We start from the raw sequence: 12581 nt of genomic DNA on the forward strand, positions 1-12581 counted from the left end.
AGCTGAATAATTATAAATGGAATGTCATGAAAAAATTAGTATTCATTATTAGTTTAGTTGCCAGCTGCTCTGTGTGGGCACAAGGTGATATTGAAGCAGGGAAAGAAAAGTCTGCCACTTGTGCGGCTTGTCATGGTGCCGATGGTAATAGCGTGGTGACTCAATACCCTAAGCTAGCCGGTCAACATGTTAAGTACTTAGAAAAGCAGCTGCATGACCTTAAATTAGGCATGAGCAGCGGTGGTAAGCAAGGTCGCTATGACCCTGTGATGAGCGCGATGGCGATGCCACTGACTGAGGAAGACATCACTGATATCTCAGCTTATTACGCTTCATTACCACAAACCGAAGGTTCAACTCCTGAAAATGTAGTGGAAAAAGGCAAAGCACTTTACTTTGCTGGTGATGCTGAAAAAGGTATTACTGCTTGTGCTGCATGTCATGGTCCTCGTGGACATGGTATGGAATTAGGCGGCTTCCCGAAAATTTCAGGCCAACATGCTGAATACACTAAAGCTCAGCTAGAAAAATTCCGTTCTGCTGATCGTAGTAATGATTTAAATGGCATGATGCAAGATGTCACTAAGAATCTAAGCGATGAAGACATTGATGTTTTGTCTAAGTACATCGGCGGTTTGCATTAAGCTCTAACATGAGCTTTGCGACATAGATTATTAAGCCCTCAACAAGTGAATATTTGTTGAGGGTTTTGCTTTTCTAACAAAAAATCTTTCGCGAAATTGCTTAATAAAACTCCACTCTAACCGCCATTTCTGGTATGTTGCGCATCCTTAATCTAAGGGGGTGATTTTATGCATACCTGTCCATTGTGCCAAAGTAGCCAAACCGATATCTATTATCAGGATAACCGTCGTCAGTATTTACAGTGCCAGCAGTGCGTTTTGGTGTTTGTAAACCCAGAGCAGCGTGTGGATGCTGAAGCTGAAAAAGCGGTGTATGATTTGCATGAAAATGACCCTCAAGATCAGGGCTACCGTCGCTTTTTATCGCGGATGGCAGACCCATTATTACAACGTATCGCTCCACAATCTCAAGGCTTAGACTTTGGCTGTGGACCGGGCCCGGCGTTAGCTATGATGCTAGAAGAAAAAGGGCATCAAGTGGCGTTGTATGATCTTTACTATTACCCTAATAAACAGGCTCTACATCAACAATATGACTTCGTTACCGCAACTGAAGTTATCGAACACCTCTTTACTCCCAACCTAGTGTGGCAGCAATGGCTGGATATGTTAAAGCCGGGTGGTTGGCTTGGCGTCATGACCAAGTTAGTGAAAGATGTAGAGGCATTTGCAAGTTGGCATTATCGACATGATCCGACTCATGTGGTGTTTTTTAGCCGAGAAACCTTTGAGTTCTTAGCCAATCGTGACCAGCTGCAACTTGAATTTATCGGTAATGATGTCATGTTACTGAAAAAGGCCGAGTAATAAATTTCGGCCTTAAAATAGGAAAAAAGAATGTCTCGTACGAAAAAATCTAGAAAGCCAGGATCAACCGGTTCTGAAGAAGTGATTGTAACGCGTAATCGCTCTGAATCGGATGTGGAAGGTCGTTTACGTAAGCGTCTCAACAAGCGTAAAGGCTTGAAAACGGGTAGCCGTCATTCAGATGGTTCTGGTGCGCATAACCAACGTAGCCAAGGTGGTTCTAAAGATCCTCGCCATGGTAGTAAGAAACCGATTCCTTTGGTTGTGGAAGCGAAAGCAAAACCGTCGAAGCAGCAGCGTAAGCTGAATGCCGAGCAAGAGCTTGAAGCGATCCAAAACGATCCTCAACTAAATGTGTTGATCGACCGTTTAGACAACGGTGAGAAATTGGGTGCAGGCTTGCAGAATTATGTCGATCAAAAATTAGATCGTTTAGAAGCATTAATGAAGCAACTTGGCATTTTTGATGAAGATGACATGGTAGAATCTGAGCCTGAAGAACAGGCTGTGGATGAAAAACCTGTCTCTAAGAAATCGAAGAAACCTGCTTCAGATAATGATCTACTGTCACAATTTGAAGATTTAGATTTAAACGATTTTAAATAAACGAATAGCCCTGCCACTTTATTGAGTTGAGTAGGGCATTTAGCGGAAGGAATTTTATGCCGATCGTATTGTTAGCCATTGTTGGAGCCATCATTATTGTTGCTTTAGCCAGTTATGCTGGTTTTTTGCTGATCAAAATTAAAAAGCAAAAGCAACTGATTGAAATTCAGCAACAAAGAGCAATTGAAAAGCGTAACGCCAACATCTTTGAAAATGTGAATACCTTATGTATGGCCGGTATTCATGAGCAATGTGATTTATCTGAAATCGTGATCCGAGTGTATTGCATTATGGATTATGTCCAAGGTGATCAACGCATCGACTTTGCTCAAGATTATCCTGCGATTTATGAATTGTACGACGTCGTCAAAGATATGGCCCGCGGTGAAGAGAGACAAAAGCTCGCCAAACAAGATCGAATGAAGCAGAACTTAGCTCGTCAAAAAGCGGAAGTACGTTTAACCGATCAAGTGATTGCTGAATTGTCTGTTCTTAAAGAACGAATCGCACCGTTAAACAATCAAATTCCGATAAAAATGATGTAGAACAAACTAGGCTCGTTTTTAACCTTTGTAGGTATATCCATATTGGGTGAAAATTAGTATTGATAGCTTGTCGATATTGATAACTTAAAGCCTAGGTGACTAGGACACATTCAGTAAGTGTTGTTGAAATAATAAGTGGAAGTCATGATGTTAAAAGAACAAATCGTGTGGGATCAAGCAATGCTAGAGAAGTATAACTACTCTGGCCCTCGTTATACGTCCTACCCAACCGCGGTTGAGTTCCATGAAGCGTTCACCATCTCGGATCTCGATATGGCTTGTGCCGACTATCCAGAGCGTCCACTTTCACTTTATATTCATATCCCATTTTGTCATAAGCTTTGTTACTACTGTGGCTGTAATAAAGTGATCACCCGTCATCAGCATAAAGCCGATGATTACTTACAAGTGTTAATTCAAGAAATCCGTGAGCGCGCTCCGCTGATTCAGCAGCGTCAGGTGAGCCAATTGCATTTTGGTGGCGGTACGCCAACCTTCCTAACCAAAATCCAAATGACGCGCATTATGACCGCTCTACGTGCCGAGTTTACCTTTACTGACGATGCTGAAATTAGTATCGAAGTCGACCCGCGTGAAATTGAGCTCGATATGCTTGATCATTTACGCGCAGAAGGTTTCAACCGCTTGAGTATCGGTGTACAAGATTTTGATAAAGAAGTTCAGCAATTGGTGAACCGTGAGCAAGATGAAGACTTCATTGTTGCCATGGTCGCAAGAGCCAAAAAGCTGGGTTTCCGTTCTACCAACCTCGATTTAATCTACGGTTTACCAAAACAAACACTAGCGACCTTCTCACATACGCTAGAAAAAGTGTTAGCCATGAAACCGGGCCGACTATCGATTTTTAACTATGCGCATATGCCACAATTATTTGCCGCTCAAGCTAAGCTCAAAGAAGAGCACATGCCGAGCGCTGAGCAAAAAATGGCCATTCTGCAATATACGATTAAAACCCTTACCGAGGCTGGTTATCAGTTCATTGGTATGGATCACTTTGCTCTACCAGACGATGAGCTGGCGATTGCTCAACGAGCCGGCGTATTGCACCGTAATTTCCAAGGTTACACTACCCAAGGCGATTGTGATTTGATTGGCTTTGGTGTGTCGTCGATTTCTATGGTTGGTAATAGTTATGCACAAAACCAAAAAGAGCTGAAAAAGTACTACGCTCAAGTTGATGAGCAACGTCATGCGTTATGGCGTGGTGTGGTATTAGACCAAGATGATTTGATTCGTCGTGAAGTGATTAAGCAGCTAATTTGTAACTTTACCCTAGATAAAGTCGGGATCGAAAAAGAGTTTAACCTCAACTTTAATCAGTACTTTAAAGAAGACTTGGCTTTGCTGAAAACGTTTGTTGACGACCAGTTAGTTGAAGTAACCGATTCGCATATTACGGTGACCTTACGTGGCCGTTTATTGATTCGTAATATTTGTATGTGCTTTGATACTTACCTACGAACACGCGCCCGTCAGCAGCAGTTCTCACGTGTAATTTAATCCCCGTCGTACTTGAAGTTGCAGCTTTGTTGACGGCAACTCCAACTACTTTGGGTGTATATAAGTTGTAAAAATGCCGCGATTCCGTTTGGAGTTGCGGCATTTTTTCATCGTAATTAACGTCAACTGATATTATTTAAGCGGGAAGCTAGTGGCCCAGTCCTTGAGTGGCGAAGGTCGACCATAGTAGAAGCCTTGGACCTGCTCACATTTTAATTCAGCCAAGACTTTTGCTTGCTCTTCGGTTTCAATGCCTTCTGCAACCACTTCGACGTTCATATCGCGTGTTAACGATAAGATCGCTGCAGCAATGGAGTTGTGGCCATTTTCTTCGGTTAAGTCTTTAATGAAAGCTCGGTCGATCTTCAAGCAATCAAATGGAATTGTCTGTAGATAAGCCAGTGAAGAGTAGCCTGTACCAAAGTCATCGATAGCAATACCAACATCCATTGAGCGAATGGTCTTAATATTTTCCAGTAGTAGTGGGTTGTCATCAATTAAATTACTTTCCACTACTTCTAACGTCAGGTTGTTTGGCGATAGCTTGGTCTTTTCTAAGATGTATTTTAATTCAGAGATAAATTGCTCTGAAGCAAGTTGGTCGACCGCAACATTGACATGAATATGGAAGCTTTCAGGCCAGCGCCCAGCATCAATTTCATTTTGAGTATCTTGGCATGATTGCAATAAAATTTGATAGCCAATTTGATGAATCAAGCCGGTTTCTTCTGCAATCGGAATAAACTTCATCGGCGGAATTAAGCCCTTGCTTGGTGATAACCAGCGAGCCAGTGCTTCTGCACCAATAATCTTACCGCTTTCTAAGTCAATCAAAGGTTGGTAGAAAGGCACAAATTCACGACCTTTTAAGCCCTCACTAATTTGTAAGATAGTTTGGGTACGTTTTAGAGAATCTTCTTCGATTTCAGATGAATAAGTAGTTTCTTTTAACTGGTTCTTTTTCGCATGGCTTAAAGCAATACTTGCTTGGCGAAGGGCTTGCTCTAGAGCGCTGTTATTAATGTCGCTTGTTCCGATTACCGGAGCCAGTAAGATATTTTCCATCCCTAAGCGGATTGGTTTATCAAACGTTCGGATAATCAAATTAATCAAATCTTGTTTGTAGCTTGATTCCATATTCAATGTAATCAAGGCAAACTCACTGCTGCCTACTCTTGCTTGGAAACTGTTAGCTGGCGCAATCGTTTTGATGGTTTCGGCAATGGTTTTAAGCAGTTGGTCACCTGTGTGGTAACCCAAAGTATCGTTGATATTACGGTAGCTATCAAAGCCAATAACAAACACGAACCCATTGAGTCTTTTGTGGTTTTTTACTGATTCAATTAAGCCCTCACGACTATACAGGCCAGTTAAAGAGTCAAACGCGAGTTGTTTATGTAAGTCGGTAAATGCGACTTGTAAATCGGTGGCCATTTCATTGAAAGACTTAACTAAGGTGTAAGTTTCAAAGGTTTGACCGAAAACAGGTAATTGCGTATTCCACTCTTTTTTAGCTAACTTTTGCGCCGCTTTAGCGGTTTGTGTGATCGGCGAGGTGACTCTAGTTAAGAAGATAAAGCCGGTTAAACACAAAAAGATGGTACTGCCGATAATGGTCAGATTCATCATGTGTTGCTGGCTAGACATTTTACTTAGTACTTCTGATTCCGGAATCGAAATCGCAATATGCCAGTTCAGGCCGTATTGGTCGTTAAAGGGTATGACATAGCCAAAGTGCTTTTTGTTATCGAGTGAAAATTCAAACAGTTGCTCATCATCAACAGATTGCGATAAGTAGGCTTTTGATGCCGCTTTGATGACTGGATCGGTACTGGCATATATCGCACGTCGGCCACCTTCAATTGAAAGTGGGTTGTTGGTTTCTGTTTTAGGGGCATCTTCACTAATAATACTTAATTCGTCTGAAGATTCCGATTGAGCCACTAAACGCTGGTTAGCATCAAAAATAAATATTGAACGATTATGCTGACTTTTTTGCTCGGTAAGCAGTTGATTGAAAGTGGATATTTTAATGTCGGCAGAAATCACGCCATACAATTGGCCTTTATCAATGATCGGAGTGAGGGCTGAAAGGGTCACCTCTTTTTTCTCATCATTATTGATATAAGGTTCAGACCACATTTGTTTGCGAGCAAAAGCGACTGGTGCATACCAAGGGCGTGGATGCATATTGTAATTTTTGACTCGATATAACTCTTTGGCGTTTCTTTTATCGCCATCAAAAACTACAAGATCATTATTGGTCGATTCATCTTTTAATAATAAAGATAAAGATTGATCGTCTTCTTTGCGAAAGCCGTAGTAATAACCGGTTTTATCAATACCAATATTTAATGTATCAAGCTGAGGGAGCTGATTTTTCACACTTTCATAGATATCAAATATAAAGCGCGCTTTATCTGTCGAAGTGCTGGTTGGTTCTTGAAAGTGATGAATAACCGATTGGCTTAAGGTGGAACTGATAATAAAAGAAGGGTAGAGATAATTGCCTAAGTTGGTTCTTACGGTCTGCGCTAAGGTCGTCAGTTCTTTTTTACTGATGTCTTCTAAAGTATTTTGGTAGCTAATTGACTGAATGACAAAAATTATCGCACTCATCGCGAATAAAATGAGAGTCAAAGGTAAAATAATAGCGGTGCGTAATGATAAACGTGGGGCTTTCATGTGAGTCAATGGTTATAGAAGATGGGTCATAATTATAAATCAAAATCTGTGATCTAGTATGTATTTTTTATTAAAACAGCGTAATTATGCAGCTTTCATCACTTTTGTGAATATAGTTATTCAGTTGTCATTTGAGTGACTGATGAGTTGTTTGTTTTTTATAACACATCAGCCACTAAATTATTAAAGAGTGATTATTGAGCTTAATCTACATTGAGCTCTTTTAATTTTCGGGTCAGCGTATTGCGGCCCCAACCCAATAGTTTTGCTGCATCTTGTTTATGGCCATTAGTATGGGTTAACGCAGTTTGCAGTAAAATACGCTCAAATTCTGGTTGAGCAATATTCAGCAGTTCTGATTCTCCGGCTGATAATGCCGAACGAGCCCAACTTTCTAATTGTTGTTGCCATGATCCCGCGTTGCCTTCTTGATCGGTTGGACGTTTTTCATTGATCAGCTCAGAAGGGAGATCGTTAGGTAAAACTTCGCTGCCACTCGCCATTACCGTTAACCAACGGCAGATGTTTTCTAATTGACGTACGTTACCAGGCCAAGGAAGTCGGTTTAAGGTTTCAACCGTGCTTGGGTGAAGTGTTTTCATATCTACGCCTAGCTCATCGGCTGCTCGACCTAAAAAGTGCGAAGCCAACTTTTCGATATCTTGGCGGCGCTCACGCAAGGCTGGAATATGCACACGAATGACATTTAAGCGGTGGAATAAATCTTCACGAAAATCGCCCTGGTTGACTAGCTTTTCTAGGTTTTGGTGCGTCGCCGCGATAATCCGCACATCGACACTTACCGGAGCGTGGCCACCGACTCGATAAAACTGTCCATCTGCCAACACCCTTAATAGTCGAGTTTGAATATCCAGTGGCATATCGCCAATTTCATCTAAGAATAAAGTACCGCCATTGGCTTGTTCAAAGCGACCTTGTCTGACGCTATTGGCACCGGTAAATGCGCCTTTCTCGTGGCCAAACAGTTCTGATTCAATCAGATCTTTAGGAATCGCCGCCATGTTTAAAGCAATAAACGGATTTTTTGAGCGTGGACTATGACGGTGCAAGGCATGGGCAACCAGCTCTTTACCAGTACCAGATTCACCGTTAATTAAGACCGAAATGGAAGAGCGCGATAGACGACCAATCGCGCGAAAGACTTCTTGCATTGCCGGCGCTTCACCGAGAATTTCGGGTGTGACGGTTTTGAGGTTTTCAGTTCCACTAGTGGCATGCTTTTGTTCATAGCTATGAGTAATGGCACGTTCAACTAAGGTAAGGGTTTCATCAATATCAAAGGGCTTAGGTAGATATTCAAAAGCCCCGGTTTGATAAGCATTAACCGCGGCATCTAAATCCGAGTGAGCGGTCATAATAATAACCGGTAAATCTGGGTGGCTGGTTTGTACTTGTTTTAGCAGCGCTAAGCCATCCATACCCGACATGCGAATATCGGAAATTAACACATCAGGGGTTTCACGCTCTAACGCCAAAAGTACGCTTTCCGCATCAGCGAATGTTTCACACTGAATATTGGCGGATGATAATGTTTTTTCTAGTACCCAACGGATTGAGCTGTCGTCATCAACGACCCATACAAATCCTTTACTCATATCCTAATTCCTTGCGCAAGTTCGATAAATTAAACAACATCTGGCACTGCCGATTTTTAAACCGTTTGGATCGGTAAATAAATGGTAAATACGGTATGCCCTGGCCAACTTTCAACGTCAATTTTTCCGTTGTGTTGGTCGATAATATTCTGAGAGATAGATAGTCCGAGCCCGGTACCGCCTTCTCGCCCACTGACCATGGGGTAGAACAAGGTATCTTGTAATTCACTTGGAATGCCGGGACCGTTATCCATGATTTCGATTCGAGCTACCAATTTATGGCGTTGACCATGAATGTTAGCTTGATAAACGGTACGAGTTTTAATGGTAATCGTGCCATCGGGTTGTGACGCTAAAATTTGTGCCGCATTACTGGTAATGTTTAAGAAGGCTTGCTCGACCTGATCGGCATCCATCACAATATGCGGCATGCTTGGGTCGTAATCACGCTCAATAAGTACTTGGTTACCGAATTCAAGCTCAACCAGTTGACGGGCTTTTTCTATCACTTCATGCAAATTAACCGGTGCTCTTTTTCCCGGTTTTTGCGGACCAAGTAGACGGTCGACCAAAGCTCGCAGACGGTCAGCTTGTTCAATAATGATTTGGGTGTATTCGTTTAAATTAGGATCGGGCAACATGCGACCTAATAATTGTGCTGCGCCTCTTAGCCCGCCGAGTGGGTTTTTGATTTCATGCGCTAAACCGCGAACTAACAGTTTGGCCGCTTGTTGCTGCGCGTGCTGATTGAGCTCCTGACTTAAACGACGCTGTGAATCGATTTTGCGGATCTCAACCAGTAGCATTAGCGTTTGGTTGTCATTGGATTTTACTGAAACAGGGCTAGCAGTGACTTCAAGTAGCATAGGCTTACCATTGATCACGAAGGTTACGTCACTATCGGTAATGCTCTGGCCACTTTGTAATGGCTGGGTAAATAACGCCAAATCCATCGAGGCATGCTGTATTAATTGAGATAAGGCGGTGTTAAGTAGTCGCTTGGCGCTTTGAGAAAATAATTGCTCAGCCGCAGGGTTGGCATAATGAATCGTCAATTTTTCATCGAGTAATAAAGTCGCCGTTACCATATTGCCAAGAATCGTGGTAACCAGCTCATCACTTTGAATTGTTTGCTTGGTCATTATGCTCACATCCATTATGTTGCACTAAAAAGGTGCACCTGAAAGTTTCAGTATGGAGCATGATAAAATTGAGCACAAACAAAAATACGGTTTTTAATTCTTGTTTTTAACTAGTTAGTTAAGTTGACGGCTTATTTTAACTAGGGTTAACGACTTATGCTTTGCTGATCATACTTCTACTTCACAGTTGTTCTATGTAGGTGCACTGTGATTGTATTGGATGATGCAATAACCTTGCCGCTTTCGACAACATTTACCGAAAATGTATGCGAACCTCGGTCTATATTTTTTAACTCCCACAAAGATGGCGTCTGTGGCGCACCATAAGGCTGCGTATCCATCATTAATTGCAGTGATTGACCAATTCCTAGCTTCTTACTGAGTTCAACTTGCACCGTAATAAAGCCTCGATTACTACGAATGGTTTGATCGTCTTGTAGGCTGGTAATCTTTAAAGCAATTTTTTTATCCGCCTCTGCTGATTGCTTCTCGGTATTGGCTTTGTCTTTAGCTAATTCGCTATTTGCTGCAGGATCAGCAGAATTTGCCAAGTTTTGAGCTTCAGATTCATCTTGGGTTGCTGGTGAGTCTTGAGCTTCTGTTGAATCAAGCGAGCTAGCCGCTGAGCTTTGCGTTTGAGCAACTTGAGTGCTGTCGCTGTATTGAGGCTCTGGAGCAGGCGCTTTTATATCCGGTAGAGAAAGCACTTCTTTGCTATTGGCTTTTTCTGGTGGTGGACTGTCACTGAAGTGTGTCACTCCCTTGCTATCTGTCCATTTGTAAACTTGCCCTGCCAGAGCTGCTTGACCCATGATCAGGCTAAATAACAATACTGGTATGTGGATCCGTTTCATAATGGGCACCGTGATCGTCGTGTTGATGATTGCTTATTGTTTACTGCTTATGGATAGCTTAATTGATGGTTGTGTGACGACAATAAAAAAAAGGCTCACCTGAGAGGCGAGCCTAAAATTTTCATTGGGTTTACACCGTTACAGAGTAAATCTGATCAGGTGAACCAGTTTGATTATACTGAGTAGTACAGTTCAAACTCTAATGGGTGCGTTGCCATGTTAACACGCTCAACATCTTTTGATTTCAGAGCGATATAAGAATCGATGAAGTCATCAGAGAATACGCCACCAGAAGTTAAGAACTCACGATCTTCGTCTAGTGCTTTTAGTGCAACTTCTAGAGATTCCGCTACTTTCGGGATCTCAGCTGCTTCTTCTGCCGGTAGGTCGTACAAGTCTTTATCCATAGCATCGCCAGGGTGGATCTTGTTCTTAATACCGTCAAGGCCAGCCATTAGCAATGCCGCAAATGCTAGGTATGGGTTAGCTGCTGGATCTGGGAAGCGAGCTTCGATACGACGCGCTTTCGGGCTTGGTACTACTGGGATACGAATTGATGCAGAACGGTTACGTGCAGAGTATGCAAGCATAACTGGTGCTTCGAATCCTGGTACTAGACGCTTGTATGAGTTAGTCGATGGGTTAGCAAAGGCGTTGATTGCACGCGCGTGCTTGATAATACCACCGATGTAGTAAAGCGCCATGTCTGAAAGGCCGCCGTACTTATCACCAGCAAATAGGTTTACACCGTCTTTAGCTAGAGATTGGTGAACGTGCATACCAGAACCGTTATCACCAACCAGTGGCTTAGGCATGAAGGTTGCAGTTTTACCGTAAGCGTGAGCAACGTTATGTACTACATATTTGTAGATTTGAATCTCATCAGCTTTTTCAGTTAGCGTGTTGAAACGACAAGCGATTTCATTCTGACCTGCAGTTGCTACTTCATGGTGGTGCGCTTCAACAACAAGGCCCATTTCTTCCATAATTAGACACATTGCAGAACGGATATCTTGAGAAGAATCCACTGGTGCTACTGGGAAGTAACCACCTTTCACGCCAGGACGATGGCCTTTGTTGCCTTCTTCGTATTCAGTACCTGAGTTCCAGCTTGCTTCAACATCATCAATCTTAAAGAAAGAACCTGAGATGTTATTTTCGAAACGTACGTCATCAAATAGGAAGAATTCTGGCTCAGGACCAACAAGAACTGTGTCAGCAATACCGGTTGAACGCATGTAATCTTCAGCACGTTTTGCAATTGAACGTGGGTCGCGGTCGTAGCCTTGCATTGTTGCAGGCTCAAGAATGTCACAACGGATATTTAGCGTTGCGTCTTCTGTGAATGGGTCAAGTACTGCGCTTGATGCGTCTGGCATCATTACCATGTCTGATTCGTTGATGCCTTTCCAGCCTGCAACTGAAGAACCATCAAACATTTTACCGTCTTCAAAGAAGTCAGCATCTACTTGGTGAGCAGGGATTGAAATGTGTTGTTCTTTACCTTTGGTATCGGTAAAGCGTAAATCAACAAACTTAACTTCGTTTTCTGTGATCAGAGAGAGTACATTTTCTACTGACATCTTGGATAACCTCCGGTGTTATTAATACTGTTTGAACGATAAAAGTGATTCAAACGAATGAATCTAGCTTTCAGCGATCTTGATTCTATAAAAAGTAATCAACGATGCTTTGAATAAAGCTAAAATCGTGCCAAAAAAATAAATCCTTTAAAAACATAAAGATAAAATTATTTATGCCAATAGGGTGCATTTGTTTGCACCATTTTGGGTTTCGGTTGCATTATTTTGGTGCATTGTGCGCCATGGTGATGCAAGCGGTTAAATAACTCGTCCTATTCAGCCGAGAATTGATCGGTTTGTCAATGCAAAAACTAAGGGAAATATGCAACATGGTGTGTAGAGCGCATTATTTCTATCTTTTTATGCAGTTTTAAAAGATAGAGGGAGAGATTTGATCTATCTCATTGACTAGGTTGGCTATTTTTTGTGTTTAGACGAAGGTAAGCTACCGATTAAGCGAAAATGCTCAAGGTGGTTTACACTAAAATGGTCATTTGCGGGTAATATTTGGCCGCTAATGTGACATATTCCTAGGTTTTTTCGGAAAATCTGGTACATTTACGACCGTTTTTTTAATC

The 12581-nt window shown here is 42.1% G+C and carries 10 protein-coding genes; 5 read left to right on the forward strand and 5 right to left on the reverse strand.

Annotated elements, in window-relative coordinates:
* Positions 1 to 26: 26 nt before the first annotated feature.
* The 5 genes from L3V25_RS14295 (at position 27) to hemN (ending at position 4123) form a co-directional block, all read left to right on the forward strand.
* Positions 27 to 644 carry a c-type cytochrome gene (locus L3V25_RS14295; RefSeq protein ID WP_237296164.1) on the forward strand — a complete coding sequence of 206 codons (618 nt, stop codon included), beginning with the start codon at positions 27 to 29 and terminating at the stop codon, positions 642 to 644.
* Positions 645 to 812: 168 nt separating this feature from the next.
* On the forward strand, positions 813 to 1451 hold the full coding sequence (locus L3V25_RS14300; protein ID WP_237296165.1) for a class I SAM-dependent methyltransferase: 639 nt from the start codon (positions 813 to 815) through the stop codon (positions 1449 to 1451).
* Positions 1452 to 1481: 30 nt separating this feature from the next.
* On the forward strand, positions 1482 to 2057 hold the full coding sequence (gene yihI, locus L3V25_RS14305) for a Der GTPase-activating protein YihI (protein ID WP_237296166.1): 576 nt from the start codon (positions 1482 to 1484) through the stop codon (positions 2055 to 2057).
* Between the two features lie 56 nt (positions 2058 to 2113).
* Positions 2114 to 2602, forward strand: a complete 489-nt coding sequence (locus tag L3V25_RS14310; protein ID WP_237296167.1) for a DUF2489 domain-containing protein — start codon at positions 2114 to 2116, stop codon at positions 2600 to 2602.
* A 147-nt stretch (positions 2603 to 2749) separates the two neighbouring features.
* Positions 2750 to 4123, forward strand: a complete 1374-nt coding sequence (gene hemN / locus L3V25_RS14315) for an oxygen-independent coproporphyrinogen III oxidase (protein ID WP_237296231.1) — start codon at positions 2750 to 2752, stop codon at positions 4121 to 4123.
* A 132-nt stretch (positions 4124 to 4255) separates the two neighbouring features.
* Here hemN and L3V25_RS14320 read toward each other — a convergent pair whose 3' ends face one another.
* From L3V25_RS14320 to glnA, 5 genes are all read right to left on the reverse strand, one after another.
* Entirely contained in the window at positions 4256 to 6808 is a 2553-nt protein-coding gene (locus L3V25_RS14320) for an EAL domain-containing protein (protein WP_237296168.1), read from the reverse strand.
* 203 nt (positions 6809 to 7011) lie between these two features.
* Positions 7012 to 8424: a nitrogen regulation protein NR(I) gene (gene glnG / locus L3V25_RS14325; RefSeq protein WP_237296169.1), complete on the reverse strand. Its 1413-nt coding sequence runs from the start codon at positions 8422 to 8424 to the stop codon at positions 7012 to 7014.
* Between the two features lie 56 nt (positions 8425 to 8480).
* Entirely contained in the window at positions 8481 to 9581 is a 1101-nt protein-coding gene (glnL, locus tag L3V25_RS14330; RefSeq protein ID WP_237296170.1) for a nitrogen regulation protein NR(II), read from the reverse strand.
* 161 nt (positions 9582 to 9742) lie between these two features.
* The gene (locus L3V25_RS14335) at positions 9743 to 10378 is read right to left on the reverse strand and encodes a DUF4124 domain-containing protein (RefSeq protein ID WP_346656338.1); all 636 of its coding nucleotides are present in this window, start codon (positions 10376 to 10378) and stop codon (positions 9743 to 9745) included.
* A gap of 215 nt (positions 10379 to 10593) precedes the next feature.
* Positions 10594 to 12003, reverse strand: a complete 1410-nt coding sequence (glnA, locus tag L3V25_RS14340; RefSeq protein WP_237296172.1) for a glutamate--ammonia ligase — start codon at positions 12001 to 12003, stop codon at positions 10594 to 10596.
* Positions 12004 to 12581: the final 578 nt, after the last annotated feature.

The sequence above is a fragment of the Vibrio sp. CK2-1 genome, assembly GCF_021726515.1.
Classification (GTDB): Bacteria; Pseudomonadota; Gammaproteobacteria; order Enterobacterales; family Vibrionaceae; genus Vibrio.

What these genes read in the sequence shown, in the direction of transcription:
- L3V25_RS14295 (WP_237296164.1), top strand. Translation starts at nt 27, where the DNA reads ATGAAAAAATTAGTATTCATTATTAGTTTAGTTGCCAGCTGCTCTGTG.
- L3V25_RS14300 (WP_237296165.1), top strand. Translation starts at nt 813, where the DNA reads ATGCATACCTGTCCATTGTGCCAAAGTAGCCAAACCGATATCTATTAT.
- yihI (WP_237296166.1), top strand. Translation starts at nt 1,482, where the DNA reads ATGTCTCGTACGAAAAAATCTAGAAAGCCAGGATCAACCGGTTCTGAA.
- L3V25_RS14310 (WP_237296167.1), top strand. Translation starts at nt 2,114, where the DNA reads ATGCCGATCGTATTGTTAGCCATTGTTGGAGCCATCATTATTGTTGCT.
- hemN (WP_237296231.1), top strand. Translation starts at nt 2,750, where the DNA reads ATGTTAAAAGAACAAATCGTGTGGGATCAAGCAATGCTAGAGAAGTAT.
- L3V25_RS14320 (WP_237296168.1), bottom strand. Translation starts at nt 6,808, where the DNA reads ATGAAAGCCCCACGTTTATCATTACGCACCGCTATTATTTTACCTTTG.
- glnG (WP_237296169.1), bottom strand. Translation starts at nt 8,424, where the DNA reads ATGAGTAAAGGATTTGTATGGGTCGTTGATGACGACAGCTCAATCCGT.
- glnL (WP_237296170.1), bottom strand. Translation starts at nt 9,581, where the DNA reads ATGGATGTGAGCATAATGACCAAGCAAACAATTCAAAGTGATGAGCTG.
- L3V25_RS14335 (WP_346656338.1), bottom strand. Translation starts at nt 10,378, where the DNA reads ATGGGTCAAGCAGCTCTGGCAGGGCAAGTTTACAAATGGACAGATAGC.
- glnA (WP_237296172.1), bottom strand. Translation starts at nt 12,003, where the DNA reads ATGTCAGTAGAAAATGTACTCTCTCTGATCACAGAAAACGAAGTTAAG.